The 24,517-nt window shown below is 51.7% G+C and carries 22 protein-coding genes and 1 tRNA gene; 9 read left to right on the top strand and 14 right to left on the bottom strand.

What is annotated here, in order from left to right; translation table 11 throughout:
- Positions 1 to 9 precede the first annotated feature (9 nt).
- Together I2E77_RS03180 and mcrC are read left to right on the top strand one after the other, a co-directional pair.
- Entirely contained in the window at positions 10 to 2,406 is a 2,397-nt protein-coding gene (locus I2E77_RS03180) for an AAA family ATPase (protein ID WP_195450609.1), read from the top strand.
- Positions 2,403 to 3,461: a 5-methylcytosine-specific restriction endonuclease system specificity protein McrC gene (mcrC, locus tag I2E77_RS03175; protein WP_195450608.1), complete on the top strand. Its 1,059-nt coding sequence runs from the start codon at positions 2,403 to 2,405 to the stop codon at positions 3,459 to 3,461. The genes I2E77_RS03180 and mcrC overlap by 4 nt, the downstream gene beginning before the upstream one ends.
- A gap of 249 nt (positions 3,462 to 3,710) precedes the next feature.
- On the opposite strand, the gene I2E77_RS03170 is transcribed toward mcrC, so the two are convergent.
- Positions 3,711 to 3,786, bottom strand: a tRNA-Ala gene (locus tag I2E77_RS03170).
- A 344-nt stretch (positions 3,787 to 4,130) separates the two neighbouring features.
- On the opposite strand from I2E77_RS03170, the gene I2E77_RS03165 reads away from it, so the two are divergent.
- Positions 4,131 to 4,703, top strand: a complete 573-nt coding sequence (locus tag I2E77_RS03165) for a rhomboid family intramembrane serine protease (RefSeq protein WP_191362653.1) — start codon at positions 4,131 to 4,133, stop codon at positions 4,701 to 4,703.
- Between the two features lie 83 nt (positions 4,704 to 4,786).
- Here the strand turns inward: I2E77_RS03165 and I2E77_RS03160 are convergent, their stop codons facing one another.
- Genes I2E77_RS03160 through I2E77_RS03130 form a run of 7 tightly spaced genes read right to left on the bottom strand, consistent with a single transcriptional unit; the run spans position 4,787 to position 12,173 of the window.
- Positions 4,787 to 5,539, bottom strand: a complete 753-nt coding sequence (locus tag I2E77_RS03160) for a DeoR/GlpR family DNA-binding transcription regulator (protein WP_087232116.1) — start codon at positions 5,537 to 5,539, stop codon at positions 4,787 to 4,789.
- A gap of 12 nt (positions 5,540 to 5,551) precedes the next feature.
- Positions 5,552 to 6,448: a glycyl-radical enzyme activating protein gene (locus tag I2E77_RS03155; protein ID WP_195450607.1), complete on the bottom strand. Its 897-nt coding sequence runs from the start codon at positions 6,446 to 6,448 to the stop codon at positions 5,552 to 5,554.
- A gap of 12 nt (positions 6,449 to 6,460) precedes the next feature.
- On the bottom strand, positions 6,461 to 8,848 hold the full coding sequence (locus I2E77_RS03150; RefSeq protein WP_195450606.1) for a glycyl radical protein: 2,388 nt from the start codon (positions 8,846 to 8,848) through the stop codon (positions 6,461 to 6,463).
- A gap of 34 nt (positions 8,849 to 8,882) precedes the next feature.
- The gene (locus I2E77_RS03145; RefSeq protein WP_087232107.1) at positions 8,883 to 9,821 is read right to left on the bottom strand and encodes a sugar kinase; all 939 of its coding nucleotides are present in this window, start codon (positions 9,819 to 9,821) and stop codon (positions 8,883 to 8,885) included.
- Between the two features lie 46 nt (positions 9,822 to 9,867).
- The gene (locus I2E77_RS03140; RefSeq protein ID WP_191362656.1) at positions 9,868 to 10,872 is read right to left on the bottom strand and encodes an aldose 1-epimerase family protein; all 1,005 of its coding nucleotides are present in this window, start codon (positions 10,870 to 10,872) and stop codon (positions 9,868 to 9,870) included.
- Between the two features lie 13 nt (positions 10,873 to 10,885).
- Positions 10,886 to 11,314 (bottom strand): secondary thiamine-phosphate synthase enzyme YjbQ, encoded by a 429-nt coding sequence (locus tag I2E77_RS03135; RefSeq protein WP_087232102.1) that lies wholly within the window; start codon positions 11,312 to 11,314, stop codon positions 10,886 to 10,888.
- A complete protein-coding gene (locus I2E77_RS03130; protein WP_195450605.1) occupies positions 11,307 to 12,173 on the bottom strand; it encodes an amidohydrolase family protein in 867 nt (288 codons plus the stop codon). Before I2E77_RS03130 ends, I2E77_RS03135 begins: the two co-directional genes overlap by 8 nt.
- Before the next feature lie 325 nt (positions 12,174 to 12,498).
- Between I2E77_RS03130 and I2E77_RS03125 the strand changes: the two genes are divergently transcribed.
- The 5 genes from I2E77_RS03125 to trxA all read left to right on the top strand — a co-directional run bounded on the left by I2E77_RS03125 (position 12,499) and on the right by trxA (position 18,193).
- Positions 12,499 to 13,356, top strand: coding sequence for an AraC family transcriptional regulator (locus I2E77_RS03125; protein ID WP_191448422.1), 858 nt, complete (start codon positions 12,499 to 12,501; stop codon positions 13,354 to 13,356).
- 307 nt (positions 13,357 to 13,663) lie between these two features.
- Positions 13,664 to 15,571, top strand: a complete 1,908-nt coding sequence (locus tag I2E77_RS03120; RefSeq protein ID WP_172749608.1) for a family 43 glycosylhydrolase — start codon at positions 13,664 to 13,666, stop codon at positions 15,569 to 15,571.
- A gap of 388 nt (positions 15,572 to 15,959) precedes the next feature.
- Positions 15,960 to 16,391 carry an RrF2 family transcriptional regulator gene (locus tag I2E77_RS03115; RefSeq protein ID WP_191362661.1) on the top strand — a complete coding sequence of 144 codons (432 nt, stop codon included), beginning with the start codon at positions 15,960 to 15,962 and terminating at the stop codon, positions 16,389 to 16,391.
- Between the two features lie 107 nt (positions 16,392 to 16,498).
- Positions 16,499 to 17,815: a redoxin domain-containing protein gene (locus tag I2E77_RS03110; protein ID WP_195450604.1), complete on the top strand. Its 1,317-nt coding sequence runs from the start codon at positions 16,499 to 16,501 to the stop codon at positions 17,813 to 17,815.
- Between the two features lie 66 nt (positions 17,816 to 17,881).
- Complete coding sequence (gene trxA, locus I2E77_RS03105) at positions 17,882 to 18,193, top strand: thioredoxin (protein WP_087232084.1); 312 nt, start codon at positions 17,882 to 17,884, stop codon at positions 18,191 to 18,193.
- Positions 18,194 to 18,280: 87 nt separating this feature from the next.
- Here trxA and I2E77_RS03100 read toward each other — a convergent pair whose 3' ends face one another.
- A complete protein-coding gene (locus I2E77_RS03100; protein ID WP_191395405.1) occupies positions 18,281 to 19,018 on the bottom strand; it encodes an N-acetylmuramoyl-L-alanine amidase in 738 nt (245 codons plus the stop codon).
- Between the two features lie 53 nt (positions 19,019 to 19,071).
- Positions 19,072 to 19,941 (bottom strand): polysaccharide deacetylase family protein, encoded by an 870-nt coding sequence (locus I2E77_RS03095; RefSeq protein WP_243252509.1) that lies wholly within the window; start codon positions 19,939 to 19,941, stop codon positions 19,072 to 19,074.
- 258 nt (positions 19,942 to 20,199) lie between these two features.
- Here I2E77_RS03095 and I2E77_RS03090 point away from each other — a divergent pair, with 258 nt between their 5' ends.
- Positions 20,200 to 20,841, top strand: coding sequence for a hypothetical protein (locus I2E77_RS03090; protein WP_191362665.1), 642 nt, complete (start codon positions 20,200 to 20,202; stop codon positions 20,839 to 20,841).
- Between the two features lie 76 nt (positions 20,842 to 20,917).
- Here I2E77_RS03090 and I2E77_RS03085 read toward each other — a convergent pair whose 3' ends face one another.
- The 4 genes from I2E77_RS03085 to pgeF all read right to left on the bottom strand — a co-directional run bounded on the left by I2E77_RS03085 (position 20,918) and on the right by pgeF (position 24,504).
- Positions 20,918 to 21,889 carry an alpha/beta fold hydrolase gene (locus I2E77_RS03085; RefSeq protein WP_195450602.1) on the bottom strand — a complete coding sequence of 324 codons (972 nt, stop codon included), beginning with the start codon at positions 21,887 to 21,889 and terminating at the stop codon, positions 20,918 to 20,920.
- Between the two features lie 122 nt (positions 21,890 to 22,011).
- Positions 22,012 to 22,710, bottom strand: coding sequence for a PAQR family membrane homeostasis protein TrhA (gene trhA, locus I2E77_RS03080; RefSeq protein WP_195450601.1), 699 nt, complete (start codon positions 22,708 to 22,710; stop codon positions 22,012 to 22,014).
- Between the two features lie 34 nt (positions 22,711 to 22,744).
- Positions 22,745 to 23,662 (bottom strand): radical SAM protein, encoded by a 918-nt coding sequence (locus tag I2E77_RS03075; protein WP_243252508.1) that lies wholly within the window; start codon positions 23,660 to 23,662, stop codon positions 22,745 to 22,747.
- Positions 23,650 to 24,504 (bottom strand): peptidoglycan editing factor PgeF, encoded by an 855-nt coding sequence (gene pgeF, locus I2E77_RS03070; RefSeq protein WP_195450600.1) that lies wholly within the window; start codon positions 24,502 to 24,504, stop codon positions 23,650 to 23,652. Before pgeF ends, I2E77_RS03075 begins: the two co-directional genes overlap by 13 nt.
- Positions 24,505 to 24,517: the final 13 nt, after the last annotated feature.

Raw genomic sequence — 24,517 nt, 5'->3', positions numbered from 1 at the left:
GGAGAAAATATGATTGATCGCTTTCGCTTAAAGGATGTACTTGTTCAATATAAGCAGAACTTTGTTTCCAAACAATGGGGTGAGGAAAAATATAAGTGGGAAGCTGTAAAATGGTTCCAGGATCATTGGGACGTGAACGCTCCTGACTTTGCGGAAATGTTAAATCGCTCTTTGGATAAGACCTATAACCTGTTGGCTTCTGCTAATAATTTCCCGAAAGGCATGATTGTTGGTTTCGCCAAATCTGCGCCTGAAGAAGTGCGTGCCATGTTTTTGTCTCTATATGACGAAAACAAAGATGTGTACGAACGTGTGAATGCGTTCAAAATGCAATCTACCGTTCTTTTAGAGAAGTATGGAAACGGGGCTGCACAGCACTACCAGTATGAAAATGCCATCAGCACCTACCTTTGGCTCCGTTTTCCTGATAAGTACTATATCTATAAATTCGGTGAGGTAAAAACAGTTGCCAGTGAACTGGAGGCGGATTATCGTTTCAAGAAGGGGGCTTATGCCGACAATATCCGTAATTTCTTGAAGCTGTACGATGAAATCAGTGCGGCACTGAAAGAAGACACGGAATTGGTGAACCTTTTTCAATCTCAGCTGACAGATACCTGCTATCCTGACCCAGAGCTGAAAACGCTGACTATTGATGTCGGTTTCTACATTAGCAGGTACTATGCTCAGAAAGATACCACTGCTGCAGTAACTGCTGATTGGTATGGTGCAGATTATGACCCAGGCCTTTCTGTTGATGATTGGGGGAAACTGCTAAAGGATGACTCGGTCTTTACTATCGGTGCCCTTGAAATCATGAAGCGTATGAAGGACTACGGTGGAATGGCCTCCTGTACGCAGCTTTCGGTGAAATATGGCGAGACAAAGAACTTTTATAATTCTGGCTCTGTTGCGCTGGCACGGAGAGTCTGTGAGGCCACTGGCATCAACCCAAATTCCAGAGACGATGGCTCTATACAGTGGTGGACTATCCTCTATATGGGTCGTGACGCAGGGAAAGATGAGGACGGTAGCTTTATTTGGAAACTGAGGGACGAACTTTCAGCCGCTCTCGATAAAGCTGACCTCAGTGGGATCGAACTGTATGCCGCAACGGCTCCTGGTGAACAGGACTGCGGCTATTGGTGGTTGAATGCCAATCCAAAAATCTGGAGCTTTGCTGACATTGCTGTTGGTGAGGTTCAGTCCTATACGCTTTACAACGAGAACGGTAATAAACGCCGTATCTTCCAGAACTTCCTTGATGCGAAAGCTGGTGACATGATCATCGGATACGAATCCAATCCTGTAAAACAGATCGTTGCTATCGGTCGTGTAAGCGCAGAACAGGATGGCGAGAAGTTGTTCTTCGAAAAAGTTGAAGGCCTGACTTCACCGATTGATTATGCTACATTGAAAGGGTGCCCGGAACTTGAGCGAATGGAGTATTTCCAGAATCCGCAGGGCAGCCTGTTCAAACTCACCAGAGGAGAATATGACTTTATCCTCGATATGATCCGTGAGGAAAATCCGGTCTCCCCGGAAGCCTCTATCGACGCCTACAAAAAGAGTGACTTCCTCGATGAAGTCTATATGACCGAAAAACGCTATGAAAACCTCGTGGCCGTCCTTCGCAACAAGAAGAATATCATCCTGCAAGGAGCTCCCGGTGTTGGTAAGACTTTCGCCGCAAGACGTCTGGCGTGGTCCATGATGGGCGAAAAGGACGACAGCCGTATCGAGTTCGTTCAGTTCCACCAGAACTATTCCTACGAAGACTTCATGATGGGATATAAACCGGTAGAGGACGGTTTTGAGCTGAAGTATGGCATTTTCTATCGCTTCTGCCAGAAGGCCGCAAACCAGCCTGACAAAGAGTTCTTCTTCATCATCGACGAAATTAACCGTGGCAACATGAGTAAGATCTTCGGTGAGTTGTTGATGCTGATCGAAAAGGACTATAGAGGCACAAAAGCGACTCTTGCCTATAATGGGCTCTCATTCTCCGTACCGAAGAACCTCTACATCATCGGCATGATGAACACAGCAGACCGCAGCCTCGCTATGATCGACTATGCGCTACGTCGCCGCTTCAGCTTCTTTGAAGTGGAACCGGGCTTTGATTCCGAGGGGTTCATTCATTACCAGAACGGTCTTAACAACGAGACGCTGAATGAACTTGTTGACAAGGTGAAGGATCTGAACCGTGAAATCTCTCTTGATAAGTCGCTGGGTAAAGGATTCTGCATAGGCCACAGCTATTTCTGCGGAAGGGATGTTTGCACCGAGGAGTGGCTACACTCCATCGTCGACTATGACATTCTTCCGATGCTCAGTGAATACTGGTTCGACGACGCCAACAAGCTCCAGCGTTGGGAGAATATCTTGCAAGGTGTGTTTCAATGATTAAGGATAAGAGCATCTTCATAAAAAACATATACTATATGCTTTCGTATGCCTTCACGACGCTGAATCAAGGCGGTTATGAGGATGTTGCTACCGAAGAGTTCGAGAATACGCATAACCTCTTTGCTGCGATTCTGGCGAAAGGCATCAGCAGACAGCTGAAACAAGGCCTGTATCGGGAGTATTTGAATCGAAAAGAGGATGTTGCTGTAGTCCGTGGCAAGATTGATATGCCAGGGACCATTCAGAACCAGCTTGCCAGGAAGCGGGTTCTGTCCTGTGAATATGATGAGCTTTCTGAAAACAATCTCCTGAATCAAATACTCAAAACAACAGTCATGCTTCTGCTCCGACACACGAGGGTAGATCAGGTGTACAAGAGCGACCTGAAAAAGGAAATGCTGTTCTTCTCGAATGTTGATACAATCGACCCTGCCACGATCCGCTGGTCAGCCATTCGTTTCCAGAGGAACAACAATACCTATCGTATGCTCATCAGTCTGTGTCAACTTATTCTGGAAGGAATGCTTCTGACCACAGACTCCGGAGAATATAAGTTGGCTTCCTTCGTCGATGAGCAGCGTATGAACCGCCTGTATGAGAAATTTATCCTCGAATACTATGCCAAGGAATGTCCGCAAGTGACGGCAACGGCTTCACAGATTCCATGGGTCTTGGATGATGGGATTGGGACAATGCTGCCGGTCATGCAGAGTGACATCATGCTCACAAGAGGAAATGAGGTATTGATCATCGATGCCAAGTATTACACGCATACCACGCAAACTCAATACAATGTCCACACGCTTCATTCCAGCAATCTGTATCAGATTTTTACCTATGTCAAGAACAAGGATGCGGAGTTTGGCAGTAGGCCGCATACAGTTTCTGGTATGTTACTCTATGCGGCAACTGATGAAGCTATTCAGCCGGATAACAGGTACCAGATGAGTGGCAACAAGATTAGCGTCCGAACGCTTGACTTAAATCAAGAATTCTCCGAAATTGCTTCTCAGTTAAATGCGATTGTGGACGAACATTTTTCTGCCAATTAAATCTCCATTAGAATTCCTTTTAACCGGCAAAGATGAAACGATAGTCCGCAAATTAAACGATACCCATAAAACAAACGATAGCCTGCTGCTCCCCAGCGCCTTTGCGGACTGGGTTAGCGGCAAGCTATCGCTTTGTCTGGCAGCGGATGGGGCCGATAAAAGCCAGAAACCCCTTGAAATCAGGACTTTCAGGCAAAAAGAAAGCACCGCAATCCTGATACGCTTTGTATCAAAATTGCGGTGCTTATTTGGTGGACCTGAAGGGATTCGAACCCACGACCTCTCGGATGCGAACCGAACGCTCTCCCAGCTGAGCTACAGGCCCATATTTCTGCCGCCAAAGGCATCTCCCTTGACGGCGATATTTATTATAGCATGTTCTTTCAAACAATGCAAGTCCTAAAACAAATTTTTTGACAAAAAGATTCTAGTTTTTCCCGCAAATAGGGGATGTTTGCATGAATGCGGGTTTCTTTTTACCCATGTCCATACAATCCATAGAGACATACCGTCCATCTTTATGGTACAATACTCCTGGAAGACAAGCGTGTTTCTCAAATACCATCAGAAAAAGAGCCTCTACTAAGGGTTCATGTGATCTGGCCACACAGCCGTTACAGGCATTCTTGCACCGGAAGCATTTTTCCATTTATATAAGGAGGAATTTGTATGGCGGTTTTGAAACGGATTCATTACAATACACCGGTCGTTTTGACCTTTTTCTTTCTCTCTCTGGCGGCGCTGCTGTTGGGCGCTCTGACCGGCGGATGGACAACGCAGGCTTTCTTCTCCGTCTACCGGTCACCGTTGACTGACCCGCTCGGATACGTCCGTCTGTTTGGCCATGTTCTAGGACATGCGGGATATGAGCATTTTGCGGGAAATATGCTCCTTTTCTTGGTGATCGGCCCACCTATGGAAGAGAAATATGGAAGCAAAGTCCTCCTGACTGGCATTCTGTTGACCGCGCTGATCTCGGGCCTGCTGCAATGCATCTTTTTTCCAGTCACCGCGCTGTTGGGAGCAAGCGGTATTGTGTTTATGCTCGTTATGCTTTCCTCCTTGGCGGGGATGAAAGAGGGGAGAGTCCCCCTGACGCTGATCCTGGTTGCCATCCTATATCTAGGACAGGAGGTGTACGCCGCTCTCTTTGTTCAGGACAATGTAGCGCATTTTATGCATCTGGTGGGTGGCGCTTGCGGCACCGTTTTTGGATTCGCCGCCGCGCGAAAGAAGCTATAAAGAAAAGACAGATATTTGATTCCCGAAAAAAGTCCTCAGGCAAACCGTTGCGTTTCCCTGAGGACTCTTCTTTTTGATTGAGATCAGACAACTGTCACCTGTACATTCCGTTTGCGTAGGCCTTCGCAGATTTCAGAATCTGCGCTGGCATCGGTAATCAACTCGGAAACGCTGGAGGTACTCAAAAAAGATACCGTCCCACTTTTTCCCAACTTGGAACCGTCCAGCAGCATACAGATGCGATCTGCACAATGGACCATCTCGCGCAGCGCCTCTGCGCGCTCCATATCTACGCCGAAGAATCCACCCGCAACAGTAAACCCGTCCGCGCCGACAAACGCGGTGTTTACGTGGAAATCTTGCAAGCACCGCTTGACCAACGGCCCCACCATGCATTGGGAGTGCTTCTGATAACTGCCGCCCAGCAGAATGATCCGTCCATCCGGCTCCTTGCAGAGGTTCGCCGCAACATAGGCGGAGTTGGTCAGGATGGTGACATTGCGCCGAGTTTCGGCCACCTGTGCGGCAAACATGGCACAGGTGCTTCCGGTGCCGACAATGATTGTCTCGCCGTCCCGCACCCTCTGGGCTGCGGCCGCCGCGATCTTCAGCTTTGCCTCATAGTGCAGAGCCATATGATAATTCGTGTCGTCCGGGTTGGGGAGGGTCGCATAGCCGCGCCGCCGGGCCAGGATTCCCTTTTTAGACAGGGTGTTTAAATCATTGCGCACAGTCACTTCGCTGGTATTCAGCAGGCGGGCAAGCTGCCCTGTCTCAATTTCGCCGCGTTCCGCGACCAATTCAATCATCTTTACATGGCGTTCGATCATGTCCATTCTCCAATCCGGCTATCGTTCGTTTACTTCCACAGCAAGCCCGCCCGTGTCCAGCGTATCGACCATCGCCTGCACCGCAGCGACGGACAGTGGTTCACTGCCCAGGGTATAAGGCATGCTGAGATTGGTGTATTTGCTGATGCCAAATGTATGATAGGGGAGCAGGGTTACCTTTTTGGCACCGGACTCCCGTGCGAAGCGGAGAATATCCTGCAATTCGTCCGCCGTGTCGTTGAAAGTGGGGATGACGGGAACCCGCAAATCGGTGGCATTATGTGCCAGGTAATACTGGGCGGAAGCGAGCGACTGCCGGTTGGATACCCCTGTGAACCGGCGGTGCTTTTCGTCGTCCGTGTGCTTGACGTCCACCATCACATAGTCGAGCAAAGGGGAAAGGCGCGCGGTCAGCTCTAACGGATAGTTGCCGTTGGTCTCAATAGCGGTCTGAATTCCCTGTTCCCGGCAGGCTTCCAGGCATTGCAGAAGAAATTCACTCTGAACAGCCGGTTCCCCTCCGGAGAACGTGACCCCACCCCCGGTGCGCTGGTAGAAATCCCGGTCCTTACAGACCAGCTTGACGACTTCCTCCACCGTTTTGTCATAGCCTACCAGCATCAGCGCGTCACTCGGACACAGGTCGATGCAGTGGCCGCAGCGCACGCATTTGGTATGGTCGGTGAGGAAGCCCGCATCGTTGTGGAAAACCGCCCCGTGCGGGCAGACCTCCTCGCACCGGCCGCATCTCGTACACAGGCTGTCTTTGCGCAAAACCTGCGGCGCCGGGAGGAGCGATTCCGGATTGTGACACCAGAGACAAACCTGGTTGCAGCCTTTGAGAAAGACAACCGTGCGGATACCGGGACCGTCGTCCAGACTAAACCGCTGGATATTGAACAAATGACCTGTCATAAAAACCTCCGATTAAGCGAATGCATCGTATTCTGTGCGGGCGATCAGGTGATCCTGCCATTTCTTTTCCAGCTCGCAGTAGAAGCAGCTAAAGCCGGCCACCTTAACCACCAAGGAGCGATAATTTTCCGGATGCTGCTGTGCGTCGAGCAGCACTTCGCGGCCGACCACATTGAACTGCACCTGGAATCCGCCCTTCTCAAAATAGACCGCGATGGCTTGGGCGATCTTTTCGATCTTCTCCGGGCTGTTCAGCGCCGAAGGATGGAAACGGATGTTTAAGATGGAGCCGTTGTCCATCAGGGCGTGGTCGATCTTGGCGAGGCTGTTGAAGACGCCGGTGATCCCCTGCAAATCCGTGCCAGGGGTGGGGGACATATTGTCGGCCAGGCTTTCGCCTGCGCGTCGTCCATCGGGCGTAGCGCCGACCACTGCACCGTCGGTCACGTTCATAACGACCGTTTGGGCCGTGCAGCCGAACTGCCCGCCGCGCAGCGGGGTAAACTGGCGCATCTTCGCCGGCAAAATGGTAAAGAGGTCGCGGCAGAGATCGTCCACCTCGTCGTCGTCGTTGCCGAATTTTGGCGCATTCAACAGGGCCTTGCGGATCGCCATTCCCTTGTCGCTGGCGAAGTTCTCGTCGATGGCCTCCATAACCTCTTTCAGGGTATATTTCTGATCTTTAAAGCACACGCGGTCCAGCGCTTCCAAGGCGTTGGCGGCATTTGGGTAGCCGTGCGCATGCACGATGGTGTCGTTGTAATTGGGTCCGCGTCCCCAGGAGATGTCTTTGCCCATCTCAATGCGGTAATCCACCACGCCGGAGAGGAATGGCGTCGGGGTCAGCGTATAGTAGCTCTCCGCGATGGCCCGTTCGATCCGCGGGATAAAGGGGAGATAGAAGTCGAGCTGTTCCTCCCAATGAGCGATAACCTCCTTGAGATTGCGGCACTCAACAAAGGGACGGCTGGACGGGCACAAACATTTGCCCGTATTGGGGTTGTATCCGTTGTGGAGCGCCAACTCCAACAGCTTCATTACATTGACATAGACCGGCGTAACGCCTGTGCCGTGTTTGCCGGGAATGCGCACTTCGCTGCAGCCCATACCGGCCCAATTGCGGGCGTCGCTCAGCGGGATCCCCGCACGCACCATCATATCGACCGCGACATCGTCGTTGAAGAACGCCGGCATCCCGCCGCCGTGACGCACCAACGCGCGCAAAGCTGCTTCATAGAATTCCAGAGGTGTGGTGCTGCCCATGCTGACGATCACGGTTGGAATATTCATATTGGTATTGCCGAGCGCCTCCAAGAAAATGTACGACAGTTCGTTGACCGCTGTCTTCCCATCCTGGGTCTGGCCGCCCAGCGTAATGGTCTGGAAAAGCTGGTTGCCGCCGAGGTTTTCGGTGGTGCCCCAGTCGCGCAGCTTGTTGGCCTCAAAGCATTTAAGAAGGAAGCACTCGCAGAGCTGCTGGGCAAAGGCTGCGTCAATCCGGCCGGCCGCACGGTCGCGGTCGTAATATTTCTTCAAATAGCTGTCCATGCGGCCCATGGAAATGCTGTGGCCGTTCGATTCCATCTGGATCATTAGGTGGATAAACAGGACAAACTGTAACGCCTCGTAGAAGGTATCCGGCGCCTTGCGCGGCACCTTTGCACAGATGCGGGCGATCTCCGTCAATTCCGCACGGCGTTCCGGCGTCGGCGCGGATTTCGCCTTTTCAAAGGCCAGCTTTGCTAGGCGGTCGGCATAGTCGAGCGCGCCCTGCATACAAATCACGACGCTCTCCAGGAACGCCTTCTTCTCTAAGTATTCCGGATCATCTTCGCGCAGGAGGGCGAGGTTGCGCTGTGCCTCGTCGATGACACCCTCCAGGCCGATATCGAGCAACTTCACATAATCCGGGATGATATGGCCGTCGCCGTTCTGGTTGTGCTCAATAATCATCGTCTCGTTGACGCTCGGATGCTGCTCGCCGATCAGATATTCTCCAATGGTGCTCTTCAAATTGTAGCCCACCCGGTCGTAGTGGGTGTAGCCCTTCCATTTTTCGCACATGGCCAGGATCTCATCGTGCAGCTTCGGCGGTACGATAAAGCGCTGGCGGTCGCGCTTCTCAAACGTATCGAGCTCCTCTTCGATCCAGTCCACCGCAAATTCCGGGAACAGGGCGGCTGCCAGCGGCTTGCTGGCGGTGTTGCCCACAAGCAGGTCGTCGTCGCCGATATAGATGGTCATTTCCCGCAGGTAGCGCGCAAAAGCTTCCGCGCGGCGGATGACCAGCGGGCGCTCCGGGTGGGAAAAGAATTCCTCTGTATAGATACGTCCGCGCTCCATGCAGATCTCTGGGGGATAGGAGCGGATGTAGTCCTTGATTCGCTGGGTCCTCGTCATATCGATTCCATCCTTTCTATACAAAATCAATCGTTTATGAATGGGCCTTGAGAAACGCTTCCAACTCTGCACGGCTGGGAGCGCCCTCCATAGGGCCTTGTTTGCGTACGCTCATCGCGCCGGCTGCACAGGCAAAACGCCCGCACTCCGAAAGAGGCTTGCCTTCGATCAGAGCGGTCAGGAACGCCCCGCAGAAGGTATCACCGGCGCCGGTGGGGTCAACTTCCTCCACCTGGAAGCTGGGAACCGGGATTTTCTCGTTTCCCTGGTAGATGATGCACCCCTCGCTGCCGTTTTTCAAAACGACCAGTTTTCCCTGGTCCGCCCAGAGACGGCATCCTTCCTCGTCGGTGGCGCATCCGGTAAACAGGGCAGCCTCTGTCTTGCTGGGGAAAATGATGCTCGCCTTCTCAATGACCGGCCGGCAGAGCTCCCGCACTTCCTCCACGCTGAGGGATTCGGGGCGGATGTTGGGGTCAAAGCTGATGCGGCTACCCTCCGGCAGCTCGTCGACAATGCGGTAGCACGTCTCCTGCAAGCTCTTGCTCACGCTCATGTTGTAGCCGGTGAGATGGAACCACTTGGTTCCCTGTAGTTTCTCCATGTCGAGATCCTCGGCGTGGGTCATCCCGGCTGCGGCGTGGCGGCTGTGGTACAGGAAATCGCGGCTGCCGTCCGAATAATAGCAGACAAACGCGCAGCCGGTGGAAGCGCCGGGAATGTCCTTGACCATGCTCACATCGACGCCGCTGGAGACCATCTGCGCCTTAAAGCACTTGCCAAAGGGGTCCGGGCCCACGCTGCCGATGACCGCTGTCTTTGCGCCCAGCTTTGCAGCGATGTTTACCGTGATCGGCGTATCGCCGCTTGCATAGGGACCGGTAAAGTCCGCTGGTTTGTCCAGCGGTTTATCCAATTCCTTGCGCATAATTTCGCACAGGATTGCACTGACTGTCACAAGATCGTATGCCATACGTTTCGCCCTTTCTCAATTAAATTTTACACGAAATAGGTCTATCTTACAACTCCTCAATAAAGGAAAAATGCAGGGAATAGGTTTTGCTTTCACCGGGTTGCAGGATGGGTGCCAAGCACCCCTCTTCACCGATTTTCTTTCCGTCCAGGGGCGCGTTGAGCGGCTCCATGCCGAGCACATATTCGCCCTTTCCCAGCATTTTCCACTGGCAGAAGTAGGGGAGGTCGGCATGGTTCCATGAGACCCGAACGCCAATGCGCCGAACCGGATTATAAACGGTATAACCGCTTTGCCCCTGCGCATCCTGCGCCAGTTCATGGAAATAGCAGCACTCCTGGTAGGGATACGCCGGCGGTTCAATTTCCCGCCAATGCTCCATTTCCTCCTCAGCGTGGGCGTCGCGCGGTTCCACGCCGAGACTGTCTAGGACAATCTTTGTGTCCTCGCAGAGGAGCGGGTAGCCGAAATTGATGTGGTAGGAGAGCAAAAACGGACGTGCCCCAAAGCCGCAGTTGGTCACGGTGTCCGTCAGGGTAAAGGCGTCCTCACCGTAGGAAAATGCGTAGGTGCGGCGCAGACGCAGGTTTTCTCCAAAGATGCGCGCTTCCCGCATAGACCCTTCTACCGTCAGACTCATGGAATCCGCCGTCCGGCTGCGTGTGACGCGGACGTCCTCGGCAGGGCAGTTTGCCTCCCTTCCATGCAGGCCGCGCGATTCTCCAGCGATCTCCGCCGGAGAGCCGATGTGCTGCAAGCCGCAGGTGGTCAGGAAACCGACGTAGAAGCCGCGCAGCCACTCCGTACCGCGGGCGTCATAGTACGCGGGTGCGGTGATGCCGCACGGCGCGATGTAGTTGAGGTTGGCGCCCTTGTAGCGCACCTGGTACAAATCCATCGCGCGGCCGGGAAGAAGGGTGCATTCCAGCGCGCCGCCGTTGTCCACCTGGATCATGCGCACGCCGTCCTGCCTGCCATCCAGCAAGCGGGCGTCACGCACGCTCATCAGCTGGTCCGGTTCCCCGATATAAGCAAAGAGATTTTGCTCCATAATCGATCCCTCCTTATTCGCCGATCACATCGACAAAGACTGTGCGTTCCTGCGGCCCGTCAAATTCCATGAGGACGATTTCCTGCGCCGCCCCCATAATCATGCTGCCGTTTTGGATGGGGAAGATGCAGCTGTTTCCCGTCAGTAGGCTCCGCAGATGGCCGTAGGCGTTGGCGCTGGTGCGTCCATAGGTGGGTAAAAAATGCGCATGGGAGTATTGGGCATCGTCGTCCACAAGTTTATGTAAAAGGACCTTGAAGTCGTCCATGATGCATTCCAACGGCTCAGTGACCACAATGCCGCAGTTCGTGTGCGCCACTACGGTGGTGACAATCCCGCTGGTAATGCCGGATTCCTTGACATATGCCTTGACCTGCTCGCCGATATAATGGTATGAATATTCGTCGTCGGTCAGGACGCTGAATTGGTAATGTTTAACCATTTTCTTTCTCCTCCATTCCTAAGAAACGCAGGGCGTTCCCGCCCAGCACCATGGCCTTCTGCTTCGGCCGCAGGTTCAAAACGTCCACAGCGCCGATCATGCGCTTTTGCTCAATGCGGGGATAGGTGCTGCCGAACATCACCTTGTCCGCCAACATGCGGTCGATCCAGTATTCACCCATCTGGACGTTGAAGGTGGTGTGGAAGAACTGCTTGGGGGAATCGAAATAGAGCAGCGCTGTGTCCGCATAGACATTCGGATATTTGAGCAGCAGCATGGCCGTCTCCATAATATAGGGCCAACCGAAGTGGCCAAGGCAAATGCGCAAATCCGGGTAGCGCATGGCTACGTCTTCAAACAATACCGGCCGGGAATAGGTGGACGGGCTGTCTTTGATCCAGGTCATGCCGGACTGGAACAGGATGGGCTTGTTGTATTTCAGGCAGATTTGATAGACCGGGTCCATTAAGTTAAAATCGTTCGGATAGAAGCGCTGCATGGCAGGGCTCAGCTTGAGGCCAGCGAGATGCAGTTCTGTGAAGGCCTTTTCCAAAACCTCGACGGCGTCGGGGCGCTGCGGGTCTACGCTGGCAAAGCCAATCAAACGCTCCGGCTGTAGATCCACCAGGGTGCGAATTTCTTCGTTGGAGACAATGGTGTCCCCTGCGCGGGTGGTCACATCCTCAGCGCTGATGACACACTTGTCGATTCCGGCGGCGTTGAGCTGCTTCATAAACAATTCCATGGGCCAGACATGCTGCTTGTATAGGAAGTACTGCTCGCGGCGGAATGCGACGCGGTCTGGATCTTGGCAGATTTCCTTGAGAAAGCCCGGAAAGGCATATACATCGATAACCATGTGATTTTTTCTCCTTTACCAATCTGGATTGTACGGGTAAGATTTGTTGGCCTCATTATAACTCTTTTCCGTGCGAATATCAATTAACTTTCGTACGAAATTATAGTTTTGTTTTTGTAAATATCAACAGAATAGCTTTTAGAGAAATCCTATAAAATTCATCGAGGAAAATTTTGTGTATGCATCCATGTTCTTTCATCTGTTTGAGACCATGCATGGGATGTGCTATGATATTGAAAATAGGAACCCTCTCTTTTTTGGTGCATTCCCTCAGAGGAAAAGCGATGGAGTTTCCGCTATCCTAAAGAACAAGGAGTTGATCGAAATGGATTGGGTCAAACAGCTCAACCAAGCATTGGCGTATATCGAAGCAAACCTGGAGGGAGAAATCCACCTGGAACGGGCGGCACAACTTGCCTGCTGCTCCACCTACCACTTTCAACGGATGTTCACCTATCTGGCGGGAATCCCACTTTCCGAATATATTCGCCGCCGGCGGATGACCAAGGCGGCGCTAGATCTGCAAAATGGTGCGAAAGTGCTCGACGTCGCTTTGAAATACGGGTATGATTCCCCGACGGCCTTTAACCGTGCATTCCGTGGGATACACGGGGTTGCACCTTCCAGCGCCAAAGAGCCAGGGGTGCAGTTGTGTTCTTTCCAACCGATCAGCTTCGTCATCACGATCAAAGGAGAGGTTGCATTGAATTATCGAATTGAACACAAAGAAGCATTCCGTATTGTGGGCATCCACGCACCTATGGAAAAGGAGATTGAGAGGAACTTCCAAACGGTTCCAAAGCTTTGGGAAGAGATTGCTTCCGGAGGGATCCTCCCAAAGCTGCTTCCCCTGATGAACGGCCAACTCTCCGGTGTGCTCGGTGTCTGCGCATGCGGGGAAAAAGAGGATTGGCGGTATTGGATTGCTGTGGCAAGCGATGCGCCGTCCGGGGAGTTTGATGCGTATACCATCCCAGCGTTCACTTGGGCGATTTTCCCTGGGAGCGGTCCGATGCCCGGCGCTATCCAGGAGCTGGAAAAGCGTATCGCTACCGAATGGCTTCCGACGTCGGGTTATGAATTTGCCGACGGCCCCGATGTAGAGGTCTATTTCACGCCAGATCCCAAACAGGCGACTTTTGAGGTCTGGGTTCCTGTTTGCAAGGGAACCGAAACAAAATAATGGACGAGCGCCCCTTGCCTCCGGTTGGCCGGAAGCAAGGGGCGTGTTTTTTTGTTTCCGCTAGTCGTGATGAATGGAAACGAACAGGTTATTCGATATTATATATTTAAAATATTTATAAAAATATTTTTTAATATATTGATATTTTAACAAATTTATACTATAATGCAACTGAAAAAGACGTTGGTTCTATGATATGATATGGCGGAACCAATTTCTTTTGATATGTTTTATGTTTGGCAAGTAAGAAAACAGTTTGGTTGAAATGTTCCGAAAAAAGACAAAACAAACAGAAAGGAAGAATTGCATGAAACGATGGAAAAAAAGTGTAGGAGCTCTGTTAGCGGTTATGATTGCTGTAACAGCGGCGATCCCAGCCGTTTCGGCCACTTCAGAGCTTCCAGGCACCGCTTCAGACTCCGAGACAAATGCAACCTATTACAACAACGCAACGATCCCGGCAGCGGATCCGTATGTCCTTTATGATGACGACAGTGGCTATTACTATGCTTATAGCACGGATGGGGCAAACAGCGGCTACTATTTTGGCGTTTACCGGTCACCGGATCTGGTAACCTGGGAAAAAGCTTCCAATGGGGCAATCCAAAGAAATGACCCGAACCAATGGGGGTCCACCTGGTTCTGGGCGCCAGAAGTCTATAAGAATGAAGAGACCGGCCTGTTTTATATCTTCTATTCCGCAATGTTGAAGCCCGAATTGCGTGAAGAGGCGTTTGCCTATGCCGACTTCGAAGAGGCTTGTAAGATCGGCGTGGCCGTGTCTGAAACGCCGGAAGGGCCATTCCATATCATTGACGACGAACCGATCGATTATTATCCCTATGACCCAGATTATTATGACGTCAACTTGATTATGGATGAGAAACAGATGAAACCGCCGGCAAGCCTGGAAGAGGGTATGACTGCGCCCAAGGGTACTTATATCCCGACCATCGATGCCAATGTTTTCTTCGATGACGACGGCCGGATGTATCTGTACTATTCAAGAAATGCATACCGGAACTGGGTATGGGACGAGGATCTAGGTAAATATATCGAGGAATCCAATATCTACGCGGTAGAATTGAACACCGATTGGTGGGATGATCCGACGGGAAGCACGATGCCGACTGTGAAAGAGGAGTACATCAACGCAAATAAGTCGCCGGAAGATACAGAAGATGTCCGGAAAGACGGATATGTTCCGATTATTAACTATGCCGGTGAAAAGCAAGAATGGGAAAACGCGCACGTCAACGACTATGAGAAGTATAATGGCGGAAAGAAAGACCGTAGATGGGCAGAAGGCTCCACGACGTTGAAGTACTACTATGACAAGGACGGCGATGGGGAAGACGAAGCGATCTACTATATTCTTTACTCCTGCAACAACTATGAGAACGAAAACTACGGTGTTGGCTATGCGGTTGCGGATAACCCGCTCGGCCCGTGGGATAAGTATGATCTGAATCCGATCCTGTCGCAGGATGAAGAGTTGAGCGTATATTCGACCGGACATGGAAGCTTTATTACAACACCCGATGGGACGGAGAGCTATTACGTCTATCACGGCCGTTCTTCGACGACGGGTGGCAGAAGGTTGTATACAGATCGGATGTATATCGATGAGACGAAATTGGATGCGGATGGCAACCCAGTTATCTGGGTGGATCAGAGCACAAGCGACCGGCCGGTGCCATCCGGCACAGCGCCGTACACAATGCGTGCAGATGTGGACACCCTTTTCATCGATATCGAGGAAGGAAACTCCGCTTCCTTCTCTGTGGATATCGAAAGCGCGTCAGGAGCAAAGTTACCGTTGGCAAATGTGTTGAACCGTGTGCAGGCAACTGTTGCGGACGAGGACATTGCAGATGTATCCGTGGACGGTGGAAATGTGACTGTAACATCGAAAGATGCTGGCAGTACCACTATCACCTTGACCTATCAGAGGTTGAGCAGCTCTGGTGAATACTACGATGTGCAGAACGAAGGCGAGACGGTATTCATCGAGATTCCTGTAACAGCAGGGGAGCCCGTGTTTGGTGATGTCGATGGCGACGGCCAGGTGTCGAAGTCTGATATGGATCTGGTAGAGGAGTATATCTTAGGAAACGTAGAGTTGACGGAACAGCAGTTTGCCCGGGCAGATTGCAATGAAGACGGTGCGGTAAACGTCTTAGATCTCGTGAGAATTAGAAAAGCAATTGGATAATATTTTGAGGAGGGGACAGGACATCCCGTTTTCGGGATGTCCTGTTTTTGCTTTCAAAAGGTTTTAAAATGGTTATCACCATGCACTTATCGTTTAAACGATCGTGAATTTTTTAAAAAATCACATATTTTGCGTCGTGACATTTCGATAATGGTATTCTTGGCGATCTTTTGCCGGATTTCTTAAAAATTTGGATCGATCCCATTTGAAAAATAAGGATTGACAAATCTAACTGTTCTCATTATACTAACAGTTAGAAACTGAAATTAAATTGAGAACAGTTAGGACGGTTTATCATCGTGTCTTCCATGAACAGGTTCTGATCCTGCTTAGGTGGCGGCCCCTCCATATTCAGAACCATCTATGGGGAGGAAAAGGAGGTGGGATTTTGAATAGCGAATTTAGTGTGGCCGTCCATACGCTTGTCTTTTTAAACCATATGGGAACCACACTTTCCAGTGAAGAACTGGCGAAAAATGTATGCACCAATCCAGCGCGTATCCGTAAAATTATGGCAAAATTAAAAAAAGCTGGGTTGGTCGATACGAAAGAGGGGATTGACGGCGGATACCATTTTATCCTAGACCCCGCCGCCGTGACGCTCCGTCAGATCAGTGAGGCGTTGGATATGCGTTTTGTCTCTGCCAATTGGCAAAGTGGGGATACCGATATGAAGTGTTTGATTGCTTCCGGTATGGCTGCCATTATGGATGATATCTATGGACAGCTTGATGAACTCTGCCGGACGCATTTGGACAGCATCACCATTCAAAAAATCGAAGATCATATTTTTGGCCAGGGGTCTCAGAAAATTCCATAAACAGAGGATCTGTAGTATGGTCACCGCTCAAAGCGGTTTTTCATTCTCGCTGGCAACAAAAGAACTCCTTGCATAGACCTTAAAATTCATCGAAGAGGAGGTCCTGTATGGGCTTTTCAGTTGAAACAAGCATATCCGCTATTACTGTTTTCTTACAGGGTATTTTGAGCTTCTTTTCCCCGTGTGTACTTCCGCTGGTCCCGCTCTATATCGGTTACTTGGCGGGCGGCACAAAAACCGTCGACCCGGATGGGACGGTCCACTACCAGCGCAAAAAGGTCCTTCTGAACACTTTATTTTTTGTAATAGGCATCAGCTTTGCGTTCTTCCTTTTGGGCTTCGGTTTTACCGCGGCAGGGCGTTTCTTCAGTGGAAACCGGATGCTGCTTGCGCGCATCGGTGGCGTGATCGTGATTCTGTTTGGTTTGTACCAGCTCGGAATCTTTGGCTCCCGGTTCCTCAGCAATGAACACCGGTTGCCGTTCCGTCTTGACCGGCTGGCAATGAATCCGTTAGTCGCTCTGGTGCTTGGATTCACCTTTAGTTTTGCATGGACCCCCTGCGTAGGGCCTGCCTTGGCGAGTGTTTTGCTGATGGCCTCTTCTGCAAACTCGGCGGCAACCGGTTTTGCCTTGATCGGCGTCTACACTTTGGGTTTCGTGATCCCGTTCCTCGCGGTGGGCCTGTTTACCAGCACGCTGCTGGACTTCTTTAAAAAGCATCAGAAGGTCGTCAAGTACACCGTGAAGGCCGGCGGAATCCTGATGATCTTAATGGGCGTCATGATGATTACTGGCTGGATGAACGGCGTCACTGGATACCTGTCCAGCTTTGGTGGGACGGGGGACAGCACAGCTTCTTCGGAAAGTACATCCGCGGTGCCTCCGGCAAACAGCGAAGCCTCACAGACGGACAGCAGCGCTCCAGCGTCTTCTGAGACGGAGAATTCAGAGGAAGAAATTCCAGAAATCCCAGCTCCGGATTTTACACTGACCGACCAAAACGGAGAGCCCCATACGCTTTCCGATTACAAGGGCCAGGTGGTGTTCCTTAACTTCTGGGCGACCTGGTGCGGCCCTTGTAAGCAGGAGATGCCCGATATCCAGGCGATGTACGAGGAATTCAATCAAAACAGCGACGAGGTTGTGATCCTTGGCGTTGCAAACCCCAAGACCGACGACGTCCCGTATAATCAGGACGGCACAATCGAGGAGGTCACGCAGTTCCTCTCAGACAATGGTTACACCTATCCAGTTGTGATGGATACGACCGGGGAGATCTTTGCCGCATATGGCGTAACGGCATTCCCGACCACCTTCATGATCGATAAAGAAGGGAACGTCTTTGGCTATGTTACGGGCACCCTCACGGACAGCATGATGCATGACATTGTGCAGCAAACCCTTGAAGAAAGGCGCTCTTAACAAAAGATCATACCCATGTATGATCGCAATAAATGGAGAAACGATAAGGAAATAGGAGGTATAAAAATGGCAGTAATCGAATTGACAAAGGATAATTTCAACACAGAGACCGCACAAGGCAAGGTGCTGATCGACTTCTGGGCTAGTTGGTGCGGACCGTGCAAAATGCTTTCTCCCATCGTTGATGAAATCGCGGAGGAAGCCCCCGATGGACTGAAGGTCTGCAAGGTAAATATCGACGATTGCCCGGAGTTGGCGCAGCAGTTCCAGGTGATGAGCATTCCGACCTTGATCGTGATGCAGGATGGAAAGCCGGTCGCGTCCTCCGTTGGCGTCCGCCCGAAGCAGAAGATCCTGCAGATGCTTGCAGAAGCATAATCGAAAAACAAAGAGAGGCCGCTTCCCGCTGCATGTGCTCCGAGAAGCGGCCTTTTCTGCTGGGATTAAAGAGGATGTGCCTTTCGTCTACACAATATAGGAACTGTCTACATAGCCTACAATTCCATTGTAGCTAATGACATCCCATCCTTGCCATTCGCCGTTGATGGTAACCGTCGCCCCATTGGGCGCCTGCCCGATCACCTGCGCATCGCGGCTGGGCCTTGCGCGGATGTTCAGGTTTCCTCCCTGCGTTTGTACGGTCCCTTGACGCGGAGGCTGCGGATTGTCGATAAACGGCAGACCGAAATACTGCGTGAGGCTCTGGACGATATTTGCTGCAATCCGGTCGATGTTGTTTCGGATCCAATCGGCGTCCTCCGGATTGTCGTGGTAGGCGACCTCAATCAATACAGAAGGAGCATTTGTCTTGGTGATCTCTGCCAGCCGGGTTGTGGGGACGGTTTTCACCAAGTTCGGCTGCGGATAAATATTCTTGAAATTGTCGGCAATGATGGTCGCAGCCTGCTTCCCTCGGACACTGGCCGGATAGTAGTATACGTCGGTCCCTTGGAGTTGCCCAGACAGGCTCTCCGGCGCAGCGTTGGAGTGCAGGGCAAGATGTAAGTCATAATAGCCCTCATTCGATTGCCGGATGGCTTGCCCCAATGTCATGTCCCGGCTGCTGCGTACATACTGGATACCATTTGCACGCAGATAGGGTTCCATGGCGTCTGCAATTAAATTCATGTAGTATTGCTCGTCGCCACCGTTTACGTATTTGTTGAAGGGCTGTAAGGACGGACTCAGATAGATAATCGGCATGGTGTGATTCCTCCCATCAATGGTAATCAAGGTTCTCTTTCACAATATCCGGTTCAGGATGCGCTTGCTTGAGGCGGGGCGATCTTTCGGAAGAAATCTGCGCTGCTTTTCCCCGGTGGTCGCAGGAAGCGCCCCAATTCATATAGACACTCTGGGTTCTGTGTAATCTGATTGACCTTGCTGGCGCAACCAAGCGTTGCAGAAAAGCCTAAACTGCGTACAATTGGCACGGCCGCGTCACTGATAGCACCAAACGGATAAACAAAGGTCGTAGGAGTATATCCGGTGTGTTCCTGCATTTCCTGTTGCATTTGGGTGATGTCTTTGGTCAAGAGCGCCGTATAATCCTCCAGGCTTTCCCCGCGCAGTTTTTTGGCCCCTAAACGCTTCCCGTCGCTCGAATGGAGGTTGTAGGTGTGGTTTTGAAATTCCACATAGCCGGAATCCATCATTTCCTTAATTTGATCCCAGGTCATATGCGAATAGGTCGCATGGTTGGCGTCCGCCTTGCTAAATTGGTCCGTATAATAGCCGATGGGGGAAATGACAATTTTACTTTCATATTTTTTTGCCAATGGATACGCATATAAGTAGTTGTTGTAGTATCCATCGTCAAAGGTGAGCATGACCGGCTTTTCTGGCAAAGGGACTTGCTTGTTGACATAATCCAGAAGATCCTGCATGTGGATCGTTGTGTAGCCGTTGTCCTTCAAATAGCGGAGGTCCTCTTCAAAGGTCTCCGGCGAAATCGTGTATTCCCCACTCCCATTCCGAAGCATGCTATGGTACATGATGATGGGAAGTTGAATTCCCTCCGGCTGTACCTGGGCGTTTGTTGCTTTCACGTGACCCATCTGTACATAGGTAAAAACGCCCGCCGCCGCCCCGACCAAAACCAAAAATAACGCCAGTATTCGTTTCATTGAAAAGGTTCCATACATTCCCAGCATACTCCTTACGCTGCCTCGATTGGTGTCCGAAAGGACATCCCATTCGGACATCTGGACATTCATAAAAAATATATAGAGAATGCAGCGCATTTATGATATAATGTTTCACAAGACGCTTTTGTGCCGAATGCACCGGAAGTGAAATTCAAAGATAAGTTGGTGAATAATTTGGACGAAAAAAACACGCAAGACCAATGGACTCCTGAAGAGCTCCAGGAGACAAATGAAGAATTGGAAGAACGAAATACCTCCCTGGAATCACCAGAAGCCACGGACAAACCTGAAGAACCGGAGCTGGATGAAAACGGAAAACCCCGCCGGAAATTGAATAAAAAAGCCTACATGTGCGGTATCGTCCTGCTATTGATGTTCTTCGCAATTGCAATTTACCGTACGCACACAAATGGGTTCGGCATGATTGTACAAACCGTGGAATCCTATACATATAACGTGGAGACGTTGGAAACACCTGCATCTTTTACAATCAATCTCGACAATCTGGAGAGCAACAGCGGTGTCAGCGTCTATAATGACGGGGACTGCTCCATCGAAGTATCCAGTGTGGAGAAGGCGGACGATGGGTACTTGGTCACCTTTATGGCGACGCCGAAATACGACTTCTTCCAAAATTATGCGCTTCTTGTATCTGCAACACAGGAAGAATACCAAATTGTTTCGGACGGTACCGCACATCTGGCCATCTTAAAGGCAGAATTGACGGGTTCCTACGGCGATGAAACATTTACGGCGACACAGGGCGAATCCAACGACATTGGGACCCTCTTCACGTATACGATCCCGGTGCAGGAGACTACAGGGGAAGTGTCCTTGACGTTCAATGGTTTGAGGAAAATGAACTGGAACCTGAAATAAAGCGCAGCAAAACAGAAAGAGCTTGCTTCTATCCCAAAAAGGGAAGAGGCAAGCTCTTTTTATATGTGCATTTCTCTTATTCAGAAGCCGCCTTCGGCAGGGTTTCCGGCATGGCTGTAACGGCCTCACAGAATTGTAAAAGATCTTGATAGACCTCTTGGCGATTGGACTCACCCAACACAACATGACGCGCCCCAGGATAGAGGATCAATTGGACATCATGGCCCGTGCGCACAAGCCTTTGCGCCAGCTGACGGATCCCTTTTCCGAAGTTTCCCAGCGGGTCGCGGTCCCCGCTCATCAACAGAATGGGGATGTTCCGCGGGACGCTGCGATACCAGCGGGGAGAGCTGATTTGTTCTTGCAGCTGGAGAATATCGCAATAGCCGGAAATGGTCAGATCGAACCCGCAGAGCGGGTCGTTGTTGTATTGGTCAACAAAGCGGTCGTCGCCGCTGAGCCAGTCGTGTTTGGTGCGGTTTGGCGCAAATACACGGTTGAACCGCCCTGTAGAATACCTTGCAAACGCAGCATCGTGCGCTTTGGGGCCGAATTTTCTCCGCTTTGCCTCCGCAAATGTCCGCCGCCCCGTCAGAAGACTTCTTTGGATGGGACCGCAGGTGCCGAGGAAGGCCACTGCGGAAAGCTCTTCGCCATATCGGGCGCTATAGGCCCTTGCTAAAAACGATCCCATGCTGTGTCCCAACAGGAGATAGGGGATATCCGGGTAATCGTGCCGCATGATTTCATACAGCTTGTGCATATCCTGCAATAGGTTTTCACAGCCGTTCTCACCAAAGTATCCATAAGAACCACCTGTGGAAACGCTTTTTCCGTGGCCTAAATGGTCGTTAATCGCCACTGCAAACCCGTTGGACGCCACATATGTGGCAAAATCCATATACAGAAGGCTGTGTTCCGCCATTCCATGTGCAATCTGTAGAACGCCCTTCACGGTTGTCCGATCCGCGGGTTCCACAATCCGGACAAAAATGCGTTCGCCGTCTGCATGAGATTCGAAGGACATTTCTCTCTGCAAAAGTTCCATTTTGGGAACCTCCTTCCAATGCCATTGAACAAAAAGCTCCGGTAGAGCTTGCATTTAGTATACCGCAGCTCTCCCGAAGCTTCGTAAAGGAATTGTAAATTTTTGACGAACAAAAATAAGCGCTACACAACTGCGATGTTATAAATCACCAAAAAGTGGAAAAAGCTGCCTGCGACACAGAAAAAATGCCAAATAGAGTGCATATATTTTACTTTTCGGCCGACGCCATATAAAATCGCCCCGACTGTATAGAGCACTCCGCCGGTCACCAAAAAGAGCAGGGAAATTCTGTCGAGGCTCTCAATCAGCGGGCGAAGGAAAAAGAGCACGCACCAGCCGAGCCCCAGGTAACAGATCATAGAAATCACGCGAAAACGCTTCATATCGACGGCGTTGAGTACGATTCCCAAGAGGGAAACCGCCCAGACAAAGCCAAACAGGGACCATCCGGTTGAACCGCCGATACAAAGGAGCGAGACAGGGGTATACGTGCCGGCGATCAATAGATAGATGGTGCAGTGATCCAGCACCTGAAACACCTTCTTAGCACGCCCCACTCCCAATGCATGGTACAGCGTGGATACCGTATACAGAAGAACCATGGTGCTTCCGTAGATGGAAACGCTCACCACGGTGAGCGCATTGTGTTGTCCCTGCACCAGCAGGATTACCAGCGCTGCAATGGCGAAGGCCGCGCCCAGACCGTGGGAAATCGCATTCCAGATTTCCTCAGCCGTCGAATAACTGGGCAGACCCAGCCGCTTTCTCCTCCAGGCCCGGCGTTCGCTCCGGCGCGGCGTCCGAAAGGTTGTTTTTTCCATGCCATCCGTCCCTTCTAGCAACAGCCAAATTTTCTCATGTTTCTTGCGCGCCAAGAGGGGGAAGCCCCTCTAAATCAAACGGGGGGATAAACCCTTTTTGTGCCGATGTGCGCTCTTGTACATACCCATCCAGCCCCAGGTCGAACAGATGCTGCTGTACCTTCTCGTATTCCCGTTTGGTGATCCGGCGGTTGATCTCCGGAAACTCTGCTGCCCGCCCGCAGGGAACATATTGCGCCATCAAGCTCACGAGCACGCCTTCCGGCAAATTGTTTTTGATCCAGTCGAGAACCTCGATCGAATTGCGCGTATGGCCTGGAAGGATCAAATGCCGCACAATCGTCCCGCGCTGGAGCATTCCATCTCCGTCAAAAATGGCCGGGCCAGTCTGCCGCGCCATTTCCAAGATGGCCTCCGCCGCACGCTCCGGATAATCGGCCGCCCCGGAGAGGCGCTGCGCCAATGCGGAGTCGCGGTACTTGTAGTCCGGCAAATAGACAGAGACCAACCCATCCAGCATCCGCAAAGTCTCCACCCGCTCATAACCACTGGTATTATACACCACGGGCACGGGAAGAGGGCGAAGCCGCAGGGCCTCTGCGATTCCAACAGCAAAATGTGTTGGGTTGACCAGATTGATGTTGTGCGCCCCTTGGTCTACCAAGTGAAAAAATACGTCGGAAAGTTCCTGCGGGGTTAAGGAACGACCCACCTCGCGGCGCACGCTGATCTGCTCATTCTGGCAGAAAACGCATTGCAGGGAACAGCCTGTAAAGAATACGGTCCCCGATCCTTTGTTGCCACTGATGCAGGGCTCTTCCCAGGCGTGGAGGGCTGCCCTGGCTACGACCGGCTTCACTCCCATGCGGCAAAAGCCGTTGCCCGATTTCGCATCGCGCCGGGCACCGCACATGCGGGGACAGAGGGTACACTGTTCGATCAGCTCCGGCATTCCGCATCCTCCTTTAAAGCCAAAAATGCTGCCATACCGCCCCGTTTGCCGCCGCTGGCACGATGGGAAAAGAGCCAATCGGCATGGCATTGGGTGCAAAGTTCCGCAACAGAGATGTGCGCCTCTAAAAGGCCAGCGCGCAGCAATGCACGGCGGTTTGCTTCCCACAGGTTGAGCATATATTTTCCGTCGCCGCAATCCCGCAAAAAGCATTCCGGTTTCCAATCCGTCCTCGCGGCGAATGCATCCGCCACCGGTTGGTCCACTTCGTAGCAGCAGGGACCGATGGAGGGGCCGATAGCGGCGAGCAATTCCTCCGGCCGGCTGCCAAACTTATGCGCCATCGCCTCCACCATCTTGATGCCCATCCCCGCGACCGTCCCGCGCCAACCGGCATGCGCAAGGCCGATGGCCCGATGGACAGGATCCAAAAAGTAAAGCGGCACGCAGTCCGCATAATACGTCACCAGCGTGACCCCGGGTTCATCCGTGAGCAACCCGTCCACGCTTTCCTGATCGCGAGGGCGCCAGATTCCAATACCGCACTCCCGCTTGGTGACGCGCCGGATCTCTGTGTGGTGATCCTGGGCCGAAGCCACCAGGGAGTCGAATGAAAAGCCCGCGGCGTCGCAAAACCGATGGTAATTCGTCAGTACTGTCTCATCCGGATCGCCGCGATGAAAGCTCAAATTCATGGAAGAAAATTCCCCGCGGCTTACGCCTCCCACCCGGGTGGAAAACGCGTGCCGCACAAATGGAACAGCAGAGAAGGCTGGAAAGGTCAGATAGGCTACGCCCTGTTTCTCATGCAGCTCCATATTCCGGGTATCGTAAGGCCCCATGCAATGTTCCTCC

It is taken from the genome of Anaeromassilibacillus sp. 1001302B_160321_C8, from assembly GCF_015554745.1.
Lineage (GTDB): Bacteria > Bacillota > Clostridia > Oscillospirales > Acutalibacteraceae > Anaeromassilibacillus > Anaeromassilibacillus stercoravium.
The sequence above is the reverse complement of the archived record's forward strand: the minus strand, read 5'-3'. Positions and strand labels throughout refer to the sequence as shown.

Bases quoted from the DNA above. Each gene is read 5' to 3' on its own strand.
- I2E77_RS03180 (WP_195450609.1), top strand. From the start codon at position 10: ATGATTGATCGCTTTCGCTTAAAGGATGTACTTGTTCAATATAAGCAG.
- mcrC (WP_195450608.1), top strand. From the start codon at position 2,403: ATGATTAAGGATAAGAGCATCTTCATAAAAAACATATACTATATGCTT.
- I2E77_RS03165 (WP_191362653.1), top strand. From the start codon at position 4,131: ATGGCGGTTTTGAAACGGATTCATTACAATACACCGGTCGTTTTGACC.
- I2E77_RS03160 (WP_087232116.1), bottom strand. From the start codon at position 5,539: ATGGACATGATCGAACGCCATGTAAAGATGATTGAATTGGTCGCGGAA.
- I2E77_RS03155 (WP_195450607.1), bottom strand. From the start codon at position 6,448: ATGACAGGTCATTTGTTCAATATCCAGCGGTTTAGTCTGGACGACGGT.
- I2E77_RS03150 (WP_195450606.1), bottom strand. From the start codon at position 8,848: ATGACGAGGACCCAGCGAATCAAGGACTACATCCGCTCCTATCCCCCA.
- I2E77_RS03145 (WP_087232107.1), bottom strand. From the start codon at position 9,821: ATGGCATACGATCTTGTGACAGTCAGTGCAATCCTGTGCGAAATTATG.
- I2E77_RS03140 (WP_191362656.1), bottom strand. From the start codon at position 10,872: ATGGAGCAAAATCTCTTTGCTTATATCGGGGAACCGGACCAGCTGATG.
- I2E77_RS03135 (WP_087232102.1), bottom strand. From the start codon at position 11,314: ATGGTTAAACATTACCAATTCAGCGTCCTGACCGACGACGAATATTCA.
- I2E77_RS03130 (WP_195450605.1), bottom strand. From the start codon at position 12,173: ATGGTTATCGATGTATATGCCTTTCCGGGCTTTCTCAAGGAAATCTGC.
- I2E77_RS03125 (WP_191448422.1), top strand. From the start codon at position 12,499: ATGGATTGGGTCAAACAGCTCAACCAAGCATTGGCGTATATCGAAGCA.
- I2E77_RS03120 (WP_172749608.1), top strand. From the start codon at position 13,664: ATGAAACGATGGAAAAAAAGTGTAGGAGCTCTGTTAGCGGTTATGATT.
- I2E77_RS03110 (WP_195450604.1), top strand. From the start codon at position 16,499: ATGGGCTTTTCAGTTGAAACAAGCATATCCGCTATTACTGTTTTCTTA.
- trxA (WP_087232084.1), top strand. From the start codon at position 17,882: ATGGCAGTAATCGAATTGACAAAGGATAATTTCAACACAGAGACCGCA.
- I2E77_RS03100 (WP_191395405.1), bottom strand. From the start codon at position 19,018: ATGCCGATTATCTATCTGAGTCCGTCCTTACAGCCCTTCAACAAATAC.
- I2E77_RS03095 (WP_243252509.1), bottom strand. From the start codon at position 19,941: ATGAAACGAATACTGGCGTTATTTTTGGTTTTGGTCGGGGCGGCGGCG.
- I2E77_RS03085 (WP_195450602.1), bottom strand. From the start codon at position 21,889: ATGGAACTTTTGCAGAGAGAAATGTCCTTCGAATCTCATGCAGACGGC.
- trhA (WP_195450601.1), bottom strand. From the start codon at position 22,710: ATGGAAAAAACAACCTTTCGGACGCCGCGCCGGAGCGAACGCCGGGCC.
- I2E77_RS03075 (WP_243252508.1), bottom strand. From the start codon at position 23,662: ATGCCGGAGCTGATCGAACAGTGTACCCTCTGTCCCCGCATGTGCGGT.
- pgeF (WP_195450600.1), bottom strand. From the start codon at position 24,504: ATGGGGCCTTACGATACCCGGAATATGGAGCTGCATGAGAAACAGGGC.